The 21,416-nt window shown below is 73.8% G+C and carries 20 protein-coding genes and 1 tRNA gene; 8 read left to right on the top strand and 13 right to left on the bottom strand.

Features of this window, described 5'->3' with window-relative positions; all coding sequences use genetic code 11:
- Nucleotides 1–325: 325 nt before the first annotated feature.
- Together murA and J0910_RS00695 are read left to right on the top strand one after the other, a co-directional pair.
- The gene (murA, locus tag J0910_RS00690) at nucleotides 326–1,630 is read left to right on the top strand and encodes a UDP-N-acetylglucosamine 1-carboxyvinyltransferase (RefSeq protein WP_420156565.1); all 1,305 of its coding nucleotides are present in this window, start codon (nucleotides 326–328) and stop codon (nucleotides 1,628–1,630) included.
- A 276-nt stretch (nucleotides 1,631–1,906) separates the two neighbouring features.
- Nucleotides 1,907–3,157, top strand: coding sequence for a transcriptional regulator (locus tag J0910_RS00695; RefSeq protein ID WP_420161851.1), 1,251 nt, complete (start codon nucleotides 1,907–1,909; stop codon nucleotides 3,155–3,157).
- A gap of 78 nt (nucleotides 3,158–3,235) precedes the next feature.
- Here the strand turns inward: J0910_RS00695 and hisC are convergent, their stop codons facing one another.
- The gene (gene hisC / locus J0910_RS00700; RefSeq protein WP_420156566.1) at nucleotides 3,236–4,321 is read right to left on the bottom strand and encodes a histidinol-phosphate transaminase; all 1,086 of its coding nucleotides are present in this window, start codon (nucleotides 4,319–4,321) and stop codon (nucleotides 3,236–3,238) included.
- Nucleotides 4,322–4,430: 109 nt separating this feature from the next.
- Here hisC and J0910_RS00705 point away from each other — a divergent pair, with 109 nt between their 5' ends.
- Entirely contained in the window at nucleotides 4,431–5,171 is a 741-nt protein-coding gene (locus J0910_RS00705; protein ID WP_420156567.1) for a hypothetical protein, read from the top strand.
- Nucleotides 5,172–6,559: 1,388 nt separating this feature from the next.
- Nucleotides 6,560–7,819 carry an ATP-binding protein gene (locus J0910_RS00710; RefSeq protein WP_474646585.1) on the top strand — a complete coding sequence of 420 codons (1,260 nt, stop codon included), beginning with the start codon at nucleotides 6,560–6,562 and terminating at the stop codon, nucleotides 7,817–7,819.
- Between the two features lie 748 nt (nucleotides 7,820–8,567).
- Here the strand turns inward: J0910_RS00710 and J0910_RS00715 are convergent.
- Both J0910_RS00715 and J0910_RS00720 read right to left on the bottom strand, forming a co-directional pair.
- Nucleotides 8,568–9,530: a MauE/DoxX family redox-associated membrane protein gene (locus tag J0910_RS00715; protein WP_420156568.1), complete on the bottom strand. Its 963-nt coding sequence runs from the start codon at nucleotides 9,528–9,530 to the stop codon at nucleotides 8,568–8,570.
- 4 nt (nucleotides 9,531–9,534) lie between these two features.
- Nucleotides 9,535–10,488, bottom strand: a complete 954-nt coding sequence (locus tag J0910_RS00720) for a hypothetical protein (RefSeq protein ID WP_420156569.1) — start codon at nucleotides 10,486–10,488, stop codon at nucleotides 9,535–9,537.
- 340 nt (nucleotides 10,489–10,828) lie between these two features.
- Between J0910_RS00720 and J0910_RS00725 the strand changes: the two genes are divergently transcribed.
- From J0910_RS00725 to J0910_RS00740, 4 genes are all read left to right on the top strand, one after another.
- On the top strand, nucleotides 10,829–11,347 hold the full coding sequence (locus J0910_RS00725) for a SigE family RNA polymerase sigma factor (RefSeq protein WP_420156570.1): 519 nt from the start codon (nucleotides 10,829–10,831) through the stop codon (nucleotides 11,345–11,347).
- A gap of 58 nt (nucleotides 11,348–11,405) precedes the next feature.
- Nucleotides 11,406–11,492: transfer RNA gene (locus J0910_RS00730), tRNA-Ser, on the top strand.
- 310 nt (nucleotides 11,493–11,802) lie between these two features.
- The gene (locus J0910_RS00735) at nucleotides 11,803–13,335 is read left to right on the top strand and encodes a peptide MFS transporter (RefSeq protein ID WP_420156571.1); all 1,533 of its coding nucleotides are present in this window, start codon (nucleotides 11,803–11,805) and stop codon (nucleotides 13,333–13,335) included.
- Nucleotides 13,336–13,791: 456 nt separating this feature from the next.
- On the top strand, nucleotides 13,792–14,556 hold the full coding sequence (locus tag J0910_RS00740) for an AfsR/SARP family transcriptional regulator (RefSeq protein WP_420156572.1): 765 nt from the start codon (nucleotides 13,792–13,794) through the stop codon (nucleotides 14,554–14,556).
- A gap of 208 nt (nucleotides 14,557–14,764) precedes the next feature.
- Here J0910_RS00740 and J0910_RS00745 read toward each other — a convergent pair whose 3' ends face one another.
- The 10 genes from J0910_RS00745 to J0910_RS00790 are packed head-to-tail and all read right to left on the bottom strand — an operon-like array spanning nucleotide 14,765 to nucleotide 21,389.
- Nucleotides 14,765–15,073 (bottom strand): antibiotic biosynthesis monooxygenase family protein, encoded by a 309-nt coding sequence (locus J0910_RS00745; protein WP_420156573.1) that lies wholly within the window; start codon nucleotides 15,071–15,073, stop codon nucleotides 14,765–14,767.
- Nucleotides 15,074–15,093: 20 nt separating this feature from the next.
- On the bottom strand, nucleotides 15,094–16,458 hold the full coding sequence (locus J0910_RS00750; RefSeq protein ID WP_420156574.1) for an acetyl-CoA carboxylase biotin carboxylase subunit: 1,365 nt from the start codon (nucleotides 16,456–16,458) through the stop codon (nucleotides 15,094–15,096).
- Nucleotides 16,455–16,997, bottom strand: coding sequence for an acetyl-CoA carboxylase biotin carboxyl carrier protein (accB, locus tag J0910_RS00755; RefSeq protein ID WP_420161853.1), 543 nt, complete (start codon nucleotides 16,995–16,997; stop codon nucleotides 16,455–16,457). Before accB ends, J0910_RS00750 begins: the two co-directional genes overlap by 4 nt.
- A 2-nt stretch (nucleotides 16,998–16,999) precedes the next feature.
- Complete coding sequence (gene accA / locus J0910_RS00760; RefSeq protein WP_420156575.1) at nucleotides 17,000–18,700, bottom strand: acetyl-CoA carboxylase carboxyl transferase subunit alpha; 1,701 nt, start codon at nucleotides 18,698–18,700, stop codon at nucleotides 17,000–17,002.
- A complete protein-coding gene (locus tag J0910_RS00765; protein WP_420156576.1) occupies nucleotides 18,697–19,044 on the bottom strand; it encodes an antibiotic biosynthesis monooxygenase family protein in 348 nt (115 codons plus the stop codon). Before J0910_RS00765 ends, accA begins: the two co-directional genes overlap by 4 nt.
- 10 nt (nucleotides 19,045–19,054) lie before the next feature.
- Nucleotides 19,055–19,384 carry an antibiotic biosynthesis monooxygenase family protein gene (locus tag J0910_RS00770; RefSeq protein WP_420156577.1) on the bottom strand — a complete coding sequence of 110 codons (330 nt, stop codon included), beginning with the start codon at nucleotides 19,382–19,384 and terminating at the stop codon, nucleotides 19,055–19,057.
- Nucleotides 19,381–20,133, bottom strand: coding sequence for an SDR family NAD(P)-dependent oxidoreductase (locus tag J0910_RS00775; RefSeq protein WP_420156578.1), 753 nt, complete (start codon nucleotides 20,131–20,133; stop codon nucleotides 19,381–19,383). The genes J0910_RS00770 and J0910_RS00775 overlap by 4 nt, the downstream gene beginning before the upstream one ends.
- 40 nt (nucleotides 20,134–20,173) lie before the next feature.
- Complete coding sequence (locus tag J0910_RS00780) at nucleotides 20,174–20,644, bottom strand: anthrone oxygenase family protein (protein WP_420156579.1); 471 nt, start codon at nucleotides 20,642–20,644, stop codon at nucleotides 20,174–20,176.
- A gap of 8 nt (nucleotides 20,645–20,652) precedes the next feature.
- On the bottom strand, nucleotides 20,653–21,123 hold the full coding sequence (locus J0910_RS00785) for an SRPBCC family protein (protein ID WP_420156580.1): 471 nt from the start codon (nucleotides 21,121–21,123) through the stop codon (nucleotides 20,653–20,655).
- On the bottom strand, nucleotides 21,123–21,389 hold the full coding sequence (locus tag J0910_RS00790; protein WP_017596463.1) for an acyl carrier protein: 267 nt from the start codon (nucleotides 21,387–21,389) through the stop codon (nucleotides 21,123–21,125). The genes J0910_RS00785 and J0910_RS00790 overlap by 1 nt, the downstream gene beginning before the upstream one ends.
- Nucleotides 21,390–21,416 lie beyond the last annotated feature (27 nt).

The raw sequence follows: 21,416 nt of genomic DNA on the forward strand, positions 1-21,416 counted from the left end.
GCCACGATGGCGCCGTCAGCCACGCAGAGCACTTACAGTGGTAGCGGTCCTTTGCCCGGCCCCGCCGATCGGCGCGCCACGCACGGGACGTCCGCACAACCGTCTGCACCGCGCACCGGGCGGCCGAGCCCGAGTCTTTTCCGCAACCGCCCCGCGTCCGAGGAGCCGTCCGCATCCGGGCGGGGTCGGACGCGTCGGCCCGGCCGGTGCGCAGGCGGGCGGTGCCGATCGGAGCGCCGGCCGGAACGAGCCGGGCGTTCGGCGCGTCTCACACCACGGGCGCGCCGCTGAGCACGACCCCTACATCCGCCTCACGAAGGAGCACATGAGCATGGGCCAGGAGGTTCGCTACCGCGTCCGCGGCGGCCGTCCCCTGAACGGGACGGCTTTCATCCAGGGCGCGAAGAACGCCGTGCTGCCGATGATCGGCGCCGCCCTGCTCGCGGCGAAGGGACGCACCGTACTGCGGAACGTCCCCACCATCGAGGACGTGCACCGCGCCCTGGAGCTCGCCGAGCACATCGGCGCCAAGGTCGAGTTCCACGAGGCGGAGCGGACCGTGGTGATCGACGCCTCCCGGCTCGGCGACGACCCGGAGCGGGCCGTGCTGCCCGCCGAGATCGCGGCCCGGTTCCGCGGCTCGGTGCTCTTCGTCCCGGCGCTCATGCACCGCATGGGCCGCGCCCGCATCGAGGGTGTCGGCGGGTGCAACCTGGGCAGCCGCAAACTCGACTTCCACTACCGCGGCTTCGCCCGGCTCGGCGCCGAGGTCACCGAGGACGAGGACCGCAACCACATCAACGTCAAGGCCGACAACCTGCGCGGCGGCCACCTCTACCTGGACACCCCCTCGCACACCGGCACCGAGAACCTGATCATGGCCGCGGTGCTGGCCCCGGGCACCACGGTGATCGAGCACGCCGCGCTGGAGCCCGAGGTCCTCGACGTCATCGAGTTCCTCTCCGCGATGGGCGCCAAGATCAGCGGCGGCGGCACCGGCTTCATCACCGTGGAGGGCGTCGAGGAGCTCACCGCGGTCGAGCACACCATCATGAGCGACCGGATCGACGCGGGCGTGTTCGCGATGGCGACCGCCGCGGCCGGCGGCGACGTCAGCCTGGTCGGCGCCAACCTGGAGCACCTGGGCGTGGCGCGCTGGAAGCTCGACCAGATGGGCGTCGAGTTCTCCCAGCAGGGCGCGGTGCTGCACGTCCGCCGCGACCCGTCGGTGCAGCTGCGCCCGATCAACGCGGTCACCTCGCCCTACCCGGGCTTCGCCACCGACCTGCAGTCGCCGCTGATGGCGCTGGCCACCCTGGCCGAGGGCGAGAGCTACCTGCACGAGAACATCTACGACGGCCGGTTCGCGCTGGCCGACGAGCTGAACAAGATGGGCGCCAAGATCGAGGTCGCCGGCACCCGCGCCATCGTGCACGGCCCGACCGACCTGCGCGGCACCGAGGTGGTCGCGCACGACCTGCGCACCGGTGCGGCGCTGGTCCTCGCCGGCCTGGTCGCCGAGGGCGAGACCGTCGTCTCGCCGGGCTACCTGGTCGACCGGGGGCACGCCCAGTTCGCCGACCGCCTGGCCGCCCTGGGCGCCGACGTGGTCCGCGAGGTCACCGAGTAAGGCGGCCGGGCCCCAGCTCACGCCGGGGTGGAAGGACCGCCTGCGCGGCGCTTCCACTCCGGCTTTCGATCATCTACGTGAAATGATCATCATCGGCCCCGCACAATGGGTACGATCGCGGCAATCATGCCGTGACAGAAAACAGGTTCGGGAACCAGTGGGCGCACATAGTGAAGAGCGTGGAATGGTAGCGGGGAGCAGCCCGAGGTGAGTGCGCAGCGAACCGGCGATTTGACCATCGGCGTCATCGGCCCGCATGAAGTCGTCGAGCGCGTCATGCTCATGGGTCCGGGGTCCACGGGGCCGCTCAACGCCAGACTCATCGCCGCCGCCTATCGAGATGAGCAAGAGGCGACCGACAAGGTACTGCGGCTGGGCTCCGCCATCGACGCGTACCTGTTCGCCAGCCCCGTCCCCTACGAGTTCGCGCGGAAGGCCGGCGTCCTCACGATGCCCGCCACCTACGTGCCGCTCGGCGGGGCCAGCCTGCACGAGGCTCTGCTGCGCGCCACCCTGGACGAGAGATTCGACCCGACCAAGGCCAGCCTGGACGTGCTCGGCCGGAGCGACGTGGTGGAGGCCTACTCCGAGGTCGACCTGCCCGTCGACGGCATCCACGTGCACGAGGAGCTCACCAGCACCGCCCAGCTGACCTCCTTCCACGAGGGCCTGTGGCGGCGCAAGGCCACCCGGATGGCGATCACCTGCGTGCGCGGCGTCGCCGAGCGGCTGGAGGCCATCGGGGTGCCGGTGATGCGGCTCCGCCCGACCAACGCCGGCGTGCGCAGCGCCCTGCAGACCGCCGGCCTGCTCGGCGCCCACCACCGGCTGGAGGAGGCCCAGCTCGGCGTCGTCATCGTGGACGTCCCGACGCTGCGCGACTCCACCCGCCGCTCCACGCCCCGCTACTGGCGCGACGAGCTGCGCCTGGCCCTGCACCGGCTGCTGCTCCAGGAGGCGCACCGGATCAACGCCACCGCGCACCCGGTGGACGACCACACCTTCATGGTCACCGCCACCCGGGGCTCTCTGGTCACCGCTACCGAGGGCTTCCGCCAGCCGCCGTTCGTCGACCGGATCAAGGCCGAACTGGGCATCGCCATCGAGGTCGGCATCGGCATGGGCCGGACCACCCAGGACGCCGAGACGCACGCCCGCGCGGCGCTGAGCCGGGCGCAGGCGACCCGGCAGAGCTTCGCGGTGGACCGCGAGGGCCGCTCCCTGGTCCCGGCGCAGCGGGCGCCGGCCCGCCAGGGCTCGGAGTCGCTGCGCAGCAAGGGCCGGGAGACGCTGACCCGGCTCTCGGAGCGGATCGCCGAGGAGGACGGCCCGCTGGTGGTGGACGCGGAGAACGCCGGCCGGATGCTCGGGGTCACCCCGCGCACCGCGCGCCGGCTGCTGCGCACCCTGGTCGAGGAGGGCCTGGCCTGGCCGCTCCCGCCCAACCGCACGCTGCAGCCGGGCCGGCCGCGCCAGCTCTACCGGCTGATCGTGGAGAAGCTCGACAAGGACAAGGCCGGCAAGTAGCGCCGGGACACGACGGAGAGGGGGCCCGCCGCGATGCCGCGGCGGGCCCCCTCTCCGTGTCGCGGCGGGGCCGCCCGGTCAGCCGTTGCGCCGCGGGAAGGCGTGCGCGGCGGCCAGGAAGGCGTCGTTCTCCTCCGGGGAGCCGATGCTCACCCGGGCGCCCTCGCCGGCGAACGGCCGCACCGACACCCCGGCGGCCGCGCAGGCCTCGGCGAACTCCGCGGTGTCGGCGCCCAGCCGCAGCCAGACGAAGTTGGCCTCGGTCTGCGGGACGGTCCACCCGTCGGCGAGCAGCGCCTCGCGGACCCGGACCCGCTCCTTGACGGTGCGCTCCACCCGGTCCAGCAGCTCGTCCTCGGCGCGCAGCGAGGCGACCGCGGCCGCCTGGGCCAGGTGGTTCACCGCGAACGGGACCATGGTCTTGCGCACCGCCTGTGCGACGTCCGGGTGGCCGATGAGGAAGCCGACCCGCAGCCCGGCCAGCCCGTAGGCCTTGGAGAAGGTGCGCAGCACGGCGACGTTGGGCCGGTCGGCGCGGAGCCGGATCCCGTCCGGGACCGCGGTGTCGCGCACGTATTCGCGGTAGGCCTCGTCCAGCACGACCAGCACGTGCTCCGGGACGCGGTCCAGGAAGGCGGCCAGCTCGGCCTCGCGCACCACCGTGCCGGTGGGGTTGTTCGGGTTGCACACGAAGACCATGCGGGTCCGCTCGGTGATCGCGGCGGCCAGCGCGTCCAGGTCGTGCGTTTCGTCCGCCAGCGGGACCGTCACCGGCGCGGCTCCGGAGAGCTCGGCCAGCAGCGGGTAGGCCTCGAAGGAGCGCCAGGCGTAGACCACCTCGGCGCCCGGCTCGGCGACGGCCTCCAGCAGCTGCTGCAGGATGCCGACCGAGCCCGCGCCGACCGCGACCTGCTCGGCCGGGACCGTGAAGCGGTCGGCGATCTCGGCGGTGAGCGCCTCGGCCCCGTTGTCCGGGTAGCGGTTGAGCTCGGCCGCCGCGGCGGCGACCGCCGCGGTCACCGAGGGCAGCGGGTCATAGGGGTTCTCGTTGGAGGAGAGCTTGACGGACCGCCCGTCCGGCCCCACCACCCTGCGCCCCGGCCGATAGGCGGGGATGTTCCCGAGGACAGCCCGGAAATATGGCGAATTCCGCTCCGACACCATTGTCCTTCCTCGATACTCAGTGCAAGGGACAGGCTACCCAGCGCAAGAATCCGCCGGATGGACGCCTGATTCCTCAGCGGAAATATCGCACAGAACAGGAAAAGGCACCATGGACCACTCCCGATCGGCACGGACGGCGGCGCTCACCTGGGCCGCCTGCGCGGTACTGCTCGCCGCCTCGGCCTGCGGCGGCGGGCAGGGCGCCGAGGAGGCCGGCGGCGCAGAGGGCGGGAAGGAGGAGGGCCCCGCCTCCGCGTCCGCGAAGAGGCTGGACGAGGCCCAGCTCGTCCAGTACGAGGACGCCAAGGTGGTCCCGGAGGCCGGGCAGAGCGGCGCCTACGGGGAGCTGTCCGGCGTCGCCCACACCAAGAGGCTCCGCGAGGAGACCGAGCTGGACAAGCCGGAGTGCGCCGACGCCACCGACCGCTGGGCCGCGGTGCCCGAGGTGGGCGACGCCCCGGCCTCGGTCGCGGTCTACGCCCGCGGCGACGACACCACCCTCTCGCACACCCTGCTGGCGCTGCCCGCCGACGCCGCGGACAAGGCCCTGGAGGCCGCGGTGCCCCCCGAGGAGTGCTCCTCCTACAAGGCCACCATGAAGGACGGCAGCACCTCCGCCTACGAGATCTCCGAGCTGGAGGCGGACGAGATCGCGGACGGCTCGCGCGCGTTCACCGTGAAGACCGAGACCCAGGGCGAGGAGGTCTGGCTGTACGCCCTGGTCTACCGGAACGGCGACCACCTCGCCTCGACCTCGGTCATCGGCCCCGACTCCGACGGGGACTACGCCGACCTCCTCACCGGCTTCAGCCAGGCCGCGGCGGAACGCGAGGACAAGGTCCTCACCTGAGCCCGCCACCGGGGGCCGCCGCGAGCGAGGGCCCTCACCGGCGGTCCCCGGGGCGCTGCTTTCCCCGCCCAGGGCACCTGCCCTCCGTCCTCCACCGATGGTCTTAACACCGCGACCCCGTCAGAGCGCCTCGTCGCCAAGTGGCCGCTGCGACGAGGAGGACGGGGAACTCGGAGAGGGACGAGGGGCTGAAGGCGCCCCGCCCAGGCGCGGCCCCTCGCAGGGTGGGGGTTCAAGCGGGCGACGACGGCGAGGGCAGGGCCAGGGCGAAGGCGGTCGCCCGAGCGCGGCATCTCGCGGGGTGAGGGTTCAAGCAGGCAGCGAAGGCAGGGGACCGGCCGGCCGGTCGGGTGCGGCGCCTCACGGGGCGGGGGTTCAACCGGGCGGCGAGGGCGGGAGCGGGGTGGGCGCCGTGTCCATCGGCCCCGGCGCGGATCGTGCTTCCGGCGGGAGGAGGCACCGTGCCGCTGAATGGGGCGGGCCCGCCTGTCCGGGCCCACCCGGGGGTTGTATCCCTGTATGCCGGGTTTGCGGCGGAGATCAGGGGGGCGGGGGCGCCCTGCGCACCTCCGCGACACCCCGAAGTACATCTACCGGCGAGTAGTAAGCCTCGAAGCCCCCGCCGCCCCCTCGTCGGTCACACAGAGTGGTCGAGGTGGGGCTTTCTGGGAGGACAAAAGCGACATCCCGCCCCCACCTCTGCCCTTCCTGGGTTTCGGCCCCCGCCTCCCGCCCCTTCCGGGCCGAGTGAATCCCCGATCGGCGCCGAAGACAGGGCCGCGCGGGCCCGGGGAGGCCCGATCCGGCCCGGGATGCGCACCCCGGAGTCGCCGGGGTGCTCTCGCGGTGCGCAGGGCACCCCACCCCACCATCACCCTGCGTATTCGCCTAGGTCAGGGGAGGCGGCGGTTCCCGGCGGTCGGCCACGCCGCCCGGGACGGCGTGGACCAGGCGATCCTGTCGCCCCTGCCCCGCCCCGACTGCCCTGACCCGCTCTGCCGCGCCCGACCGACCAGCCGGTCCCCCTCCCGGCCGTCGCCGCCCGCCTGAACCTTCACCCCGTGGGACGCCGCACCCGACCCACCGGCCGACCCCTTCTCTCCTCTGGCGTGCGATGTCGCCGTAGAGACTGGAAACCACCCGCTCTGAGAGGACCGCAGCGTCAAGATCATCGGCCTGCCGCCGGCCGGTGGGCCGACACGCCCGGTTCGGCGGGGGCGGTGGCGTGGCCCTCGGGAATCCACTAGAGTCTCCCTTGTTCGAACAGAGGTTCGATCGAAGGGGGTTTGGGGGGCATGGCCACGGCAGCGCAGGTCTCAGGTCATCGGGCGCCACGGTTCGGCGGAGCCGGGCGCGCCCCCCACTCCCCCGGCGAGGACCGGCACCTCATGCGCCGGCTGGACTGGGGCGCGCACTCCTCGGCCGCCTTCTACCGGTCGCTGGAGACCGCCCTGGAGGAGCCCGCCGGCCCGGTCCGGATGGACCCGGTGCGCAACCCCTACACCCCGGGCGCGGGCCTGCGCCCGCCCGAGCTCGCCGGGCGCGAGGACGAGCTCCGCCGCTTCTCCGTGGTGCTGGAGCGCGCCGCCCGCGGCCGGCCGGAGCGCGGCACGGTGCTCACCGGGCCGCGCGGCGCCGGCAAGACGGCGCTGCTCAACGCCTTCCGCTCGCTGGCCGTGCAGCGGATGTGGGGCACCGGCGGGTTCGAGGCCCGCCCCGGGCGGTCGCTGCGCGCCCCGCTGGCGGCCGCGCTGCACGGCGCGCTGCGCGAGCTGGCGCCCCGGCACCGCGCCCCGGACCGGGTCGAGTACGTGCTGGGCGTGCTCAAGTCGTTCGCCCGCACCGGCACCGCCCCGGGCGAGCGGCGGCACCCGGGCATCGACGCGGTCTCGGTCCGCGGCCGGGCCGACTCCGGCGACATCGGCACCGACCTGGCCGAGCTCTTCGCCGACGCCGCCTCCATCGCCACCGACCTGGGCACCGGCATCGCCCTGTTCATCGACGAGATGCAGGAGCTGGGCGCCGAGGACCTCTCCGCGCTCTGCACCGCCTGCCACGACCTGGCGCAGAGCGGCGGCCCGCTGCTGGTCGTCGGGGCCGGCCTGCCGCAGCTGCCCGCGGCGCTCTCCGCCGGCCGGGGGTACTCCGAGCGGCTGTTCCGCTACACCGGGGTGGACGGGCTGGGCCGGTCCGAGGCGCACCTCGCGCTGACCGCCCCGGCCGAGCCCGAGGGGGTCGCCTTCCGGGCCGAGGCGCTGGACGCGCTCTACCGGCTCTCCGGCGGCCACCCCTACCTGCTCCAGGCCTACGCCAAGGCCGCCTGGGACGCGGCCGAGCAGAGCCCGATCGGCGCGGAGGACGTCACCGCGGGCGCCGCCGAGGCCGAGGAGGAGCTCGACGCCGGATTCTTCGGCGGCCGCTACCGGTCCGCGGCACCCGCCGAGCGCACCGTGCTGCACGCCATGGCCGGCCTCGGCGACGGCCCGGTCCGCACCGAGGAGCTCGCCGCCGCGGCCGCGCTCCGCCCCGCGGCCCTGGCCGAGGCCCGCGCCTCCCTCGCCGAGAAGGGCCTGATCCACGAGGCCGGCCCGGACTCCCTGGCCTTCTCCGTACCGGCCTTCGCGCGCTTCCTCCGCCGCACCGCCTGACCGCGCCCCTCCCCTGCCGGGCCCCGGCCCCTCCTCCGGGGCCCGGCGCCCCCACCGGCGGACCCGCGGCGCCCGTCGGCGGCCCTGCGGAGCGCTCTCAGGACCGGCCTCCGCGTCCCCGCACCGGTACGCCGTCCGGGCCCGCCGGGCACCCCGGGCCGCCGCCGACTGAGCGGGCAGAGCCCCGCCGGTCCATGCGGCCCGCCGCCCCGCCCGCCGGACCGGCGGGTTCGCCGGAGGCCCCGCTCCGCCCGCCCCGGGCCGCACACGGCACCGGGAGCGCCCCGACCGGACCCGGCGCCCGGTGGCGGTGGAGCGCGACCGGGCCGGGACCGCCGGCGGCGAGATCAGGGGGGCGGGGCCGCCCGGTGGCAGGCCGCACGGGTCTTCTCCGCGCCGCCCGCTTCAGCTTGTTCTTCAACCTCGGGGGCGGCCGGAGCATCGAGGCGGCCGATGGGTGGACGTGTCCTGTGATCGCCGCCCGCACCTGGCTTCGCCCGGCCCGGCCCGCCCCGGCCGCCGAGGACCTGCGCCGCCCCTTGGGAGCGGCCCCGGACGCCCCCCCCCGGGGGGCGAAGAACCGGCGCCGGACACCGCACCATGACGCGGGAAAGGCGGTCGAACGCACCATGAGCCCGAAGGAGCACCACGCCCGCCCAGGTTGAAGAACAAGCTCAGCCCGGGACCGCCGCCGGGAACGGGGAAGGGGGAGGGAAAGCGCCCCTCCCCCTCCTTCCTCCTTCGCCGGTCAGCCGGGGCCGGTGTCCGCGGTGCGGTCGCGGGTGCGGCGGGCCGCGGGGATGTTCCGGCCCGGGAAGCGGCGGGACGCCCGGGGCAGCACGGTGTTGGTCGGCTGCGGGGCACCGTTCCGGGTGCGCGGGAGCGGGGTGCTGCCGTCGTCGGCGACCTCGCCCAGCACCGCCAGGGTGGCGCCGTTGCCGATGTCGATCACCGCGGCGCGCACCTGGGGGTCGCGCCCCCGCAGCTCCACCGCGAAGACCACGTGCACCGGACGGCCGTACCGGCGGCCGTCGAACCGGAACAGCCGCCAGCAGCCGTTCCGCCACACGTCCACCGGCTCCGGCCTCTCCGCGTCCAGCGTGGCCGGGACCGACCGCCACACGTCGCTCGCGCGCAGCCGGGCCAGGGTGCGGCGGACCGGGACCGGGCGGATCTCGCACGGCTCCCGGCGGGCGGTGCGCGCGACCGCCTCGTCCAGTTCCGGCGAGAGCGCCAGGATCGCCCCCAGCTCCACCGCGGCCAGGCCGGCCGCCGTCCAGGACGGCGCCGCGAGGGCCGCGGCCCCGGTGCCCGCCGCGCCGATGGCGGCGGCCGAGGCCGCCGCCAGCAGCCCGGCGCGGCCGATGCTCCGCCACCCCACCGGGGTGGTGCTCAGCCCGCCGAAGCAGCCGCACCCCATCCCCGGGTCGCGGCGGCGGACCAGCACGAGGGCGGCGGCCGAGGCGGCGAACAGCACCGCCGCGCCGCCGCGGGCCAGGTCGCCCAGCGGGCCGCCGAGCACCAGCAGCGCGACGGCGAGCAGCGCCTCCACCGCGACCGCGAACAGCCGGAACGGCCGCTGCAGCGGCCGGGGCAGCAGGGACGCCGGCCCCTGCCCGGCCGCGGAGCGGTCCGCGGCCTTGGCGGCGGCGCCGAGCAGCAGCATCAGCGCCACGATCGGCGGCTGGATCTGGAGCAGTGTCGCGAGCACGGGCTCACCCCACCCTCAGGGTCGCGGGAACGCAGCCGGCCTCGGGGCGCCCGCCCAGCGCCACGAAGCTCGGCAGGGTCAGTTCGGCCAGCCGGCCGCGCACCTCGGAACCGGAGTCCCGGCACCGGTCGCAGAACCGGCTCAGCGCCGAGGCGCAGTCGATCACCGGGACCGCGACGCGCTCCCCGGTCTCGTCGTTGCTCAGGGCCAGGGTGACCCCGATGGACAGCCGGGGCAGCGGCAGACAGGGATCGGTGCCGTCGCAGCCGGGGCCGCAGTCGTCGCCGGAGTCCAGCGCCGGGTAGGCGGCGCCCTGCAATCGGGCGCGCGGGTCGTCGTGCGCGGAGCGGCCGGCCGCGGGGTCGTACCAGGTGACGACGGCGGAGACGGCCTGCGGCATGGTGCGCGCCGGCGGCCGGCGCGGGCTCTGGTCCACCGGGTAGGGCGGCTGGGTGGTGGCCGGGACGGACGCCTCCACCGCGCCGTCCCGGCGCAGGCCGATCGCGTCGAACAGGCGGCCCGGCTCCAGGTGCGGGTGGCGGACGGCCATCCGGCCGGAGGCCCGGTAGGGGACGACGGCGACCGCCGCCGGGCGCCCGTGCCCGGGGTCGACCCGGACGGTCTCCCCGTCCACCTCGGTGATGGTTCCGGTGACCCGCCCGAGCTGCGCCCAGACGCGGTCGACCACCCAGCGCCCGCCGGGGGCGCACCGGGCCAGCACGTCGTCGCCGAGGCGCAGTTCGCGGGGGGCGGCCTCGCGGCCGCGCCAGAACCGGGTGGCCCCCTCGAACAGGAACCGCTCCTCCCCCTCCGGGGTGGCCAGCACGATCATGTGCTGGCTGACGTCCAGCAGCACCCCGCGCACCACCCGGGGCGACGGGCCGTCCGGCGGCGGCGCGGCCTCCTCGCCGAGCAGAGCGGAGGTGAACCTCCACCGATCACCTATATCGACCGACATCATCCCTCCTCACCCCGAGTGTCCCGACTGCCCGTTTTTCATTGTCGTCAAGCACCCCCGCCGGGACACTCCCCACGCCGACGAAGGCGTCATTCCGCCTGATTCCCCCACTTGTCCGGCGACACGCCTGGAACCTGCCGCCCCTCCCGCCCCCTCCGCACCGGGAACGCCTGCCCCGCAGCACGTCCGCATCATCCGGAGCCGCCCGGTTTGTCAGAACATGGTGTCCGGCTTGTCTGCCTGTTGCCCCCACCGTGGAAAAGTGGTGATCAAGGACGATATGTGACTGAAAGCACTCGCCGAACGACGGTCGGCGAGCGACCCCGGGGCCGGTGATCCCATGCCCGAGACGGTACGGCGCACGAGGTACGAAGAGTTCACCGAGTACGTGAACGACCGCGGCCCGACCCTGCTGCGCATCGCGCGCTCCCTGGCCGGCAACCACTCCGACGCCGAGGACCTGCTCCAGGCGGCGCTGCTCAAGACCTTCTTCGCCTGGGACCGCATCACCAACCCCAGGGCCCGGGACGGCTACGTCCGCCGCGCCATGGTCAACACCCAGATCTCCGAGTGGCGCCGCAACCGCCTGGAGATCTATCCCACCGACGACATCCCCGAGCAGCGCGTCGACGACCCCACCGCCCGCTCCGACCTGGCCGACGTGGTCAACCGCGCCATCTCCCGCCTCCCCGACCGGCAGCGCCAGATCCTCTGCCTCCGCTACTACAGCGACCTCACCGAGGCGCAGATCGCCGACCGCCTGGGCGTCAGCATCGGCACCGTGAAGAGCACCGTCTCCCGCGCCGTCGGCAAGCTCCGCGACGACGCCGACCTGGTGATCGAGCGCACCACCGCCTGACCCGGAGCCGCTCGTTTTGCGCCCGCGACCCAGTACTCTGTAGTCTTGAGCGAGCCGAGGAGGATTCGCCTAGAGGCCTAGGGCGCCGCACTGCTAATGCGGTTGGGGGGCAACCCCCTCATGGGTTCAAATCCCATATCCTCCGCTGGTCGGAAGGGCCCCGCGCAGAGCGCGGGGCCCTTCGCCGTTCCCGGGGCGGCTCCTTCCGCGCGGGCCGGCGCCGGGCTCGGGCTCCGCCTCCGCGGTGTCGCCGCCGCGTCACCGCCGGTCGCCCCCTTTCTCCGAGACGTCTTCGATCCTCCTTCGAGGGGGCTCTGTAACGATCTGGGGCAGAAAGGGGCAGATATGGTCAAAACGAACGAGTCGGTCGGACACCGGGCGTTCCCCGGCGGCGGGCGGTGCGTCGGCGGCGGCCGGCCCCTTCCGCTCCGTGCGGTGCAGGGGGGCGGTCCGGCATGGCGGTGAGTCCCCCCGGGTCCGGGCGGGCTGCCGCGGAGCGGACCTTCTTCGGCTATCCCCGCTGGTTCGGGACGCTGTTCGTGGTGGACATGTGGGAGCGGTTCAGCTTCTACGGCCTGCTCGCCATCCTCTACCTGTACCTGGTCGCCGAGCCCGCCGACGGCGGGATGGGCATGGGCGCGGGGAGCGCCGCCGCGCTGGTCGGGATGTACATGTCCCTGGTCTTCATGGCGTCGCTGCCCGGCGGCTGGATCTCCGACCGGATCCTGGGGCCGCGCCGGGCCACGCTCTGGGGCGGGGTGCTCATCGCCTGCGGCCACGCGGTGCTGGCGATCCCGCTGCCGCTCTCGCTCTATCCGGGGCTGGGCCTGGTCATCCTCGGCACCGGCCTGGTGAAGCCGAGCATGGCGGCGCTGATCGGGCAGATGTTCGAGGACCGGCCGGAGCGGCGCGAGGCCGCCTTCTCGGTCTTCTACGTGAGCATCCAGGTCAGCGCCCTGTTCGCGCCGCTGATCACCGGGTACGTGGCGGAGCGGATCGACTGGCACCTGGGGTTCGGCATCGCCGCGGTCGGCATGCTCCTCGGCCTGGTGCACTACGTGGTCGGCCTGCGCAACTTCGGCGACGTGGGGGCGCGCCCCGGGAACCCCGCCCCGGAGCCGGTGCGCCGCCTGGTCCTCAACCGGACCCTGCTGTGGGGCGGGCTGTCCGCGGTGCTGGTCGCCGCCGGCCTGGCCTCCTCGGTGCTGAACGCGGAGCGGCTGCTCATGATCATCGGCGCCGGCGTCCTGGCCGTCCCGCTGGTGTACGGCACCCGGCTGGTGCGCGGCCAGCCCGCGGGCGGTCCGGCGCGGATCCGGCTCCGCGCCTTCATGTGGATGCTCGCGGCCGCCGCGGTGTTCTGGACGCTCTACGCCCAGGGCCCCGCGCTGCTGAACCAGTTCGCCCTGGACTCGGTGGAGCGCACGGTCTCCGGGTTCCTGGTCCCGGCCAGCTGGTTCCAGTCCGCGCAGCCGCTCTTCCTGCTGATGCTGGCGCCGCTCTTCGCCGCGCTCTGGATCAGGCTGGGCGGGCGGGTCGGCGCGGTGGCGAAGTTCTCCGTCGGCCTGCTGTTCGCCGGGCTCGCGTTCGCGGTGATGGGCGGGGCCGCGCTCGGCGCCGAGGCCGGGCCGGTCTCCCCGCTGTGGCTGCTCGGCGCCTACCTGCTCCTCGTGGTCGGGGAGCTGGCGGTGGCACCGGTCGGGCTGAGCCTGGCCGCCGAGGTCGCGCCGCGCGGATACGACGCCCAGGTGCTGGCGATGTTCTGGCTCTCCGGGGCGGTGGGGGCCGCGCTGGGCGGACAGGTCGCCCACCTCTCCGCGGTGGTGGGGGAACCCGCTTACTACGCCCTCCTGGGCGGGCTCGGGCTCTTCGTCGCACTGGCCCTGGCGGCGGCCCGGCGCACCCTGAACCAGCGTTTGGCGACCCGCCCCCAAAACTCCGGGGAATTCAATGCGAGAAGCACGGAAAGAATGGAGGCGACTGGTTGATTTCCTATCACGAAGCCTTCCCCGTCGATAGGGGACGGGTATCGAACTAGGGGTTTCCCCACCCCCCTAAAGTATTGCCTCAAAACCACCGACAGCGCCGCCCGATTCTCTGACAGCGCCTCTTTTTCAGAGGTCACAGACTTATCGGGCGGCGCCGGCGCGCTCCGGATCCGGTCGAAACGGTCCGACCGCAAACAGCACCCCTACCTCTTTGAGCGACCGGCCGGACACGATAGGTGACCACTCCGCCCACTCCGCCATCCCTTTCCAGAACAGAGGAGATGATCCACTTTTCAATCTTCTGCAATTGTCCGTAGACGGCCATGGAATTAACTTGACCGCAAGCCGGAAAGTCGAATATCAAATATCCTGAACTTATGTATGCCCTGCGATTACCTCGGGATGCGGTGGTCGGGCTCTGCTGGGGTCCGGCGCGTACGATATGGGGAGTTCGTCATGCGATTCACACTTCTTGGATCGGTCGAGGCGATCGGCGGCGGGGGGATCTGCACGCCCCCCGCGCCGAAGGTGCGCCAGGTGCTGGCGCTGCTGCTGGTGCGGGTCAACCGGCTGGTGCGGGTGGAGGCCCTGATCGAGGAGCTGTGGCGGGAGGCGCCGCCCAAGAGCGCGATGACCACCGCGCAGACCTACATCTACCACCTGCGCAAGATGATCGAGCGCGAGGGGCTGGCCGAGCGGGGCGAGCAGGTGCTGCAGACGCAGTCCTTCGGCTACGCGCTGAGGGTGGCCCCGGAGGCGGTGGACGTGGTGGAGTTCGAGCGGCTGGCCTCCCGGGGCCGGGCCGAGCTGGGGGCGGGCCGGCCGGAGGCCGCGGCGGCGGCGCTGGGTCGGGCGCTGGAGCTGTGGACGGGTCCGCCGCTGGGCAATGTGGCGTGCGGGCCGCTGCTGAGCACTTATGCGCTGCAGTTGGAGGAGCAGCGGTTGCGGGTGCTGCAGCTGCGGATCGAGGCGGAGCTGCAGTTGGGGCGGGAGCGGGAGCTGGTGGGCGAGCTGCGGCGGCTGGTGGCGGAGAACCCGTTGAACGAGTGGTTCAACGGCCAGTTGATCCGGGTGCTGCACGATGTGGGCCGGCGCAACGAGGCTTTGCAGACCTATCAGCGGCTGAGGGTGCTGCTGAGCGAGGAGACGGGGTTGAGTCCGTCGGTGGAGCTGCAGCGGATCCATCAGGGGTTGCTGGAGGAGGACCGGGTACTCCCCTGACCCGCACCGCACTGCCCGATCCTCGTACCGCGCGGTCGCCCCGCCCCCCTCCGGAGGCGCGTCCGGAGGATCCGGGGAACCCGGCCCGGACGGAGAAGAGCGGGGCGCTCGGGGAGGGATCCCCTCGCACCCCGCCGGTCACCGAGTCGGCGCGCTACGGCCAAGGCGCCGCCGCACCGGGCCCGGTCGGCCCCCTGAGGCTCCGGCCTCAGGGGGCCGCCCTGCGTACCAGGGTCATCGTCTCCATGGAGCCGGCCCGCCGGTAGCGCCCCAGCAGCTCGCGGTTGCGCACGTGCGGTTCGCTCAGCTCGAACTCCCGGAACCCGGCCTCGTCCGTCCAGTCGGTCAGCACGTAGTAGACGTCCGCGCCGCCGCTCTCCCGGAGCAGCCACTGCCCGAGGTTGGCCGGCCGGGCCGAGATCGACCGGGCGATCTCGGCCCACGTCCGCTCGAACTCCGCCCCGGTGCCGGGCCGGATCTCCATCCGGAGCACCGCCCGGAACACGCCCTCGGACACGGGCCCCTCCCCTCCGCCGCTCATGCCGCCACCCGCAGCCCGCGCTCGGCCAGGTAGGAGGTGGTGTGGCCGGCCGCGCGGAAGACCGGGTCGGCCAGCACCTCGCGGAGCAGCGGGATGGTGGTGCGCACGCCCTCGCCCTCGATCCGGAACTCGGCCAGCGCCCGGTCCATCCGCTCGATGGCCTGCTCCCGGTCGGGCGCCCAGGTGATCACCTTGGCGATCAGGGAGTCGTACTCGGAGGGGACCCTCCACCCCGGGAAGGCCGCCGTGTCCACCCGGACGAACGGGCCGCCGGGCGGCACGAACGAGGTGATCCTCCCCGGGCACGGGGCGAAGCCCCGCGCCGGGTCCTCCGCGTTCACCCGGCACTCGATCGACGCGCCCCCGGCCCGGAAGCCGAGCGCCTCCGCCGACAGCGGGAGGCCGGCCGCGACCCGGATCTGCTCGCGGACGATGTCGACGCCGGTGACCTGCTCGGTGACCGGGTGCTCCACCTGGAGCCGGCAGTTGACCTCGATGAAGGAGACCTCGTCGCCGGCGACGATGAACTCGAAGGTGCCCGCGCCGGTGTAGCCGACGGCCCGCGCGCCCGCCGCCGCCTGGCGGCAGAGCTCGTCCACCGTGCCGGGCGGCAGGCCCACCGCCGGGCTCTCCTCGATGAGCTTCTGGTGGTTGCGCTGGACCGAGCAGTCCCGCTCGCCCAGGCACAGCACCTCGCCGGAGCCGTCCGCGAGCACCTGCACCTCGACGTGGCGGGCGTTCTCCAGGAACCGCTCCACATAGACCCTGTCGTCCCCGAAGACCGCCTGGGCCGCGGCCCGCGTCGCCCGGTAGGCCGGGACGAGCTCGTCCCGGGAGCGGACGACGGCCATGCCCCGGCCGCCGCCGCCCGCCGCGGCCTTGATGATCAGCGGCAGGCCGATCCGGGACGCGACCTCCTCCACCTCGGCCGCCGTGCCCACCGGGTCGGTCGTCCCCGGCAGCACCGGCAGCCCGGCCTCGGTCATCAGCCGGCGGGCGCGGGCCTTGTCCCCCAGCTCCGCCATGACCTCCGGGGCGGGGCCGATGAAGGTGATCCCGTTCTCCGCGCAGATCTCGGCGAAGTCGGGGTCCTCGGAGAGGAAGCCGTAGCCGGGGTGGACGGCCTGGGCGCCGGTCTGCAGCGCGGCCTCGACCACCGCCGGGGCGTACAGGTAGCTCTTCTTGGAGGGGCCGGGGCCGATGTGCACCGCGGTGTCGGCCTGCCGCACGGCGGCCGAGTCCCGGTCGGCCGTGGAGTACACCACCACGCTGCGGCAGCCCAGCTCCCTCAGCGAGCGGACCACCCGCAGCGCGATCTCGCCCCGGTTGGCGACGAGCACCGTGTCGAACGGGGGGTTCATCCCTCCTCCAGGGGCTCGATGACGATCAGGCGCTGGTCGTACTCGACCGGGTCGCCGTCGGCGGGGAGGACCTCCACCACCCGGCCGGCGATGTCGGCCTCCACGCTGTTCATCAGCTTCATCGCCTCGATGATCGCGACCTGCTGGCCCGGCTTGACCTCGTCGCCCACCTCGACGAAGGGCGGCGCCCCCGGCTCCGGGGCGCGGTAGAAGGTGCCGACCAGCGGCGCCTTCACCGCTTCCAGCCCGTCGTCCCCGTCCGCCGAGGCCGCGGGCTCGGCGGCCGGGACCGCCGCGGCGGCCGCCGGGAGCGGCCGGCCTGCCTGCTCCGGGACCCCCGGGTCGGACCAGTCGACGTCGATGGCGGCGCACCCGAACCTGACGCTCAGCCGCCGCGGCGGGACCGCCCCGGCGGAGGCGACGTCGGCGACGCTGCGGACCAGCGCCTCCAGCGCCGCCTGAGCGCCGAGCTCGGCCAGTGCCGCATCGATGGAACCGCTGGTGTCGGGGGCGGTGTCCTTCCGCCCCAGTTCCGGCATGGTCACAGCACTTCCTCCTCAACAGAGCGGTCGGATACCGGCGCCGCCTGCCCGAACGCGCGGAACCTCCGCCGCCGGTCGGCCCTGGGGTCCGCGCAGGAGCCCAGGGCGGCCAGGGCGGCCGCGACGGCGTCCCGGACGGCGGTGCTCGCCGCGGCCGGGTCGGTGTGCGCGCCGCCCTCCGGTTCCGGGACGACCCCGTCCACGACGCCCAGCTCCAGCAGCGGTCGGGCGCTCAGCCGCAGGGCGGACGCCGCCTTCGAGGCGCCGTCCGGCCCCTTCCACAGGATCGCGGCGCACCCTTCCGGGCTGATCACCGAGTAGATCGCGTTCTCGCACATCAGCACGGTGTTCCCCATGCCCAGGGCCAGTGCGCCGCCGCTGCCGCCCTCGCCCGTGACGACCGAGACGATGGGCACCGGGAGCGACGCCATGGTCCGCAGGCACTCCGCGATGGCGTTCGACTGCCCCTGCTCCTCCGCGCTGATCCCCGGGTAGGCGCCGGGGGTGTCGATCAGCGTGACCACCGGGAGCCCCAGCTTCGCGGCGAGCAGCATCAGCCGCCGCGCCTTGCGGTAGCCGGCCGGGGAGGGCATGCCGAAGTTGCGCCGGACCAGTTCGGTGGTGGTGTGCCCCTTCTGGTGCGCGATCAGCATGACCGGCGTGCCGGCCACCGTCGCGGGGCCGCCGACCACGGCCGGGCAGTCCTCGCCGGCCCGGTCGCCGTGCAGCTCCACGAACCCCTCGGCCCACAGGCCGATGTGGTCGAGGCCGGTGGGCCGGTCGATGTGCCGGGCCAGCCGGACCGCCTCGTCCGGGCTCCGCTCGGGCAGCCGCTCCGGGGAGCGGACCACCGGGTCGGGCCCGGCCGGCTCCTCCCCGGGCGGGGAGGAGGCCGCGGCGAGCAGCCGGCCGACGGCGCCGCGCAGCGCGCCGCGCTCGCAGACCCCGTCGACCAGGCCGTGCCGGAGCAGGAACTCCGCGGTCTGGAACCCCTCCGGCAGCTCCTGGTTGATGGTCTGCTGGATCACCCGGGCCCCGGCGAAGCCCATCCGGGCCCCGGGCTCGGCCAGGATGACGTCGGAGAGGGTGGCGAACGAGGCGGAGACCCCGCCGTAGGTGGGGTCGGTCACCAGGGTGACGGTGAGCAGCCCCGCCTCGTCCAGGTCGGCCATGGCCGCGCTGGTCTTGGCCATCTGCATCAGCGCGAGCGCCCCCTCCTGCATCCGGGCGCCGCCGGAGGCGGTCACCACCAGCAGGGGCGTGTGGTCGGCCAGGGCGGCCTCGGCCGCCGCGGTGATCGCCTCCCCCGCGGCGGAGCCGAGGCTGCCGCCGAGGAACCGGAAGTCCATCACCGCGACGACCAGCGGGTGGCCCTGCACGGTGCCGCGCACCACCGCGACCGCGTCGTCCAGCCCGGTGTCGGCCCTGGCCCGCGCCAGCCGCTCCGGGTAGGGCCGGGTGTCGGTGAAGCCGAGCGGGTCGGCCGCCGCGGCCCCCACCGGCACCGGGACCGCGGAGCCGGGGTCGAGGAGCGCGTCCATGCGCTCCCCGGCCCCGAGCCGGCTGGGCGCGCCGCATTCCGGGCAGACCCCGAGCAGCCGCCGGTGGCGCTTGCCGTAGACCAGCATCCGGCAGGAGCCGCAGGCGATGAAGCCGCCGCCCGCGGCCGCCCCGGAGGCCCGTTCGTCCGTGGCGGTCATCCTCCGCTCCGTTCCCGTCCCGCTCGCGCGCCGGACGTGTTGGTGTAGAGCGCCTCCACCCGGTAGAAGCCGTACGGCCGCTCCATCCCGGTGTGCCGGTAGGGCCGCAGCGGCGCGGTCTGCCGCTTGTGCTCGGGGCCCTGCTCCCAGCGGTCGAAGTCCTCGCGGCTCGCCCACCTGCTGCACACCACGAACTCCCCGGGGTCGGTCTCCGAGCGCAGCAGTTCGTTGTCGATCAGCCCCGGTACGTCGGCCATCTCCTTGCTGACCTGGTGGTAGGCGGCCTCGATCCCGTCGGTGTCGCCGGTGGAGTGGTACAGCAGGACCCGGATCTCTCCGCTCATGGAACCTCTCTCACTCCTGCCCCGGGCGGGCGCCGCCGCGGACCTCTGCGACCAGGTCCAGGAAGGCGATCGACCCGCCGGAGCGGAACGGGTGCAGCCGCGCGCGGTGCTCCAGGTGCCCGGGGCTGTCCTCGAACTCCCGGAACCCCTCCTCGCTGGCCCATTCGCTGAAGATGTAGAACACGTCCGGTTCCTCGGTGCTGCGGGACAGGGACTGGCCGAGGTTGGCCGGGTGCCCGGTGACGGCGGCCGAGTTCTCGGTCCACGCCGCGACGAACTCCTCGGCCCTGCCCGGCTTGACGTCCATCCGCAGGAGGACCCTGAAGGGGGCGCTGCTCACGAGATCCCCCCGTCCACGTGCACGACCGAGCCGGTGACGTACCGGGACAGGTCGCTGGCGAGCCAGAGGACGGCGCCGGCCACCTCGTCGGGGGTGCCCAGCCGGCCGAGCGCGGTCTTGGGCTCGTACCGCTCCAGCATGGCCTTGCGCCGGTCCTCGGGGAGCTCGTGCAGGGCCTCGGTCTCGATCACGCCGAGGGCGAGCACGTTGAACCGCCACCCCTTGTGGCCGAACTCCTTGGCCAGCGAGCGGCTCAGGCCGCGCAGCGCGGCCTTGGTCGCGGTGTAGTGCGACCGCAGCGGGATGCCCACCTCGGAGGACTTCGAGCCGACGCTGATCACCGAGGCGTCCTCGCTCAGCAGCGGCAGCGCGTGCTGGACGACCAGGTGGGCGGCGGTCAGGTTGGTGGCGATGATCTTGTTCCAGTCCGACAGCGGCAGCTCGCCGTAGGGGACGTGGGTGATCGTGCCGGCGTTGTTGACGACCAGGTCGAGGCGCCCGTACAGCCGCTCGGCCTCGGCCAGCAGGGCGGCGGGGCCGTCCGGGTCGGCCAGGTCGACCTGGAAGACGCGGTGCCGCCCGCCGATCTCCTTCAGCTCCCGCTCCAGGGACTCGACGTGCTCGCTCTCCTGCCGGTAGCAGGTGAGCACGTCCATCCCGGCCCGCGCGAGCGCCAGCACGATCCCGCGCCCCACACCCCGGGTCCCCCCGGTGACGAGGGCCTTCTTGCCGGTGACGTTCAGTTCCATTGCGGATCTCCTCTGTTCGCGTCCTGGTCGGTCGGGTCGGTCAGATCAGTAGGGGAAGGGCCGCGCAGTTGGCCGCCAGCGCCGCGGTGAGCAGCCAGGCCCGGACCCGGTTCCACATGCCCCACGGCCCGCGCGGATCCAGCCGCCCGAAGTCCTCCGGCAGCCGGTCCGGGTCGAGCGACTGGATCCACTTGTTCACCGGCACGTTCTTGGTGACCGAGACGGTGATCGTGGCGAGCGCCAGCAGCGCGGCCAGGCCGTGCAGGGCCTGCGCCGGCGGGGGGCCGCCGACGGCGGCCAGCAGGGCCGATCCGAGCGCGGTCGCGCAGATGCACACCGGCATGAACGGGTCGTAGCGCGTCGAGTAGAACGCGTGGGCGTGCACGTACCGGTCCGCCGGGAGGGCGTCCAGGTAGGCCATCCCGCCCAGCTGGGTGTTGATCAGCACCCCGGCTCCGAGCCCGTTCGCCAGCAGCACCAGCGGGAGCGCCGCGGCCACCACTGCTTCCACCGCTCCCCCTAGCCGGCCTCGGCCGAGCGGGCGGCCCGGGCCTCGATCCGGTCCCTGATGTGGCCCATCTGGATGACCGTGTTCTTGTTCAGGTGCTCGGTCATGGCCTCCTGCGTGACCGGCGCCTGCGGCTTCATCTCGAACTCCTGGACCCAGCGCAGCCGCACGCCGCCGTCGGCCTCGGTGTACTCCCAGAAGAGCGACATGTACTTGAACGGCCCGGTCTGCACCCGCTTGGAGTGGGTGGTGCGCTCCGCCTCGTTCACCGTCCGGTCCGACACCCAGCTCCACTGGTTCCCCTGGTCGTCGGGGTGGAGGGTGAGCCGGAAGCGGATGGTGTCCTCGGCGAGCCGCTGCAGGATCTCGGCCTTGGCGTACTCGGTGAACAGGTTCGGCCAGGACTCCACGTCGTTGGTCATCTCCCAGACGAGGTCCATCGGCGCCTCGATGAAGACCTCGTTGTCGGTGCGCCCGCCCATTACCGGCTCCCTTCCGCGGCCTTGAACCGCTCGTTGATGTAGGCCAGGGCCTCGCCCGGCGTCTGCATGCTCTCCGTCGCCTCGTCGGGCAGCCGGAGCCCGTACTCGCGCTGGATCACGCTGAGCACCTCGAGCAGGGCCAGCGAGTCGTAGCCCAGCTCGATGAACTCGGTGTCCAGCGTCTCCTCGCCGATCTCGCCGAGGTCGTCGGCGTTGACCGCCGCCTTCACCACGTTCCGCAGCTCCTGCAGGGTGAATTCGCTCATCGGTTCCGCTCCTCGCTTCCTTGGTGG

This window comes from Nocardiopsis oceanisediminis, from assembly GCF_048595525.1.
Lineage (GTDB): Bacteria > Actinomycetota > Actinomycetes > Streptosporangiales > Streptosporangiaceae > Nocardiopsis_A > Nocardiopsis_A oceanisediminis.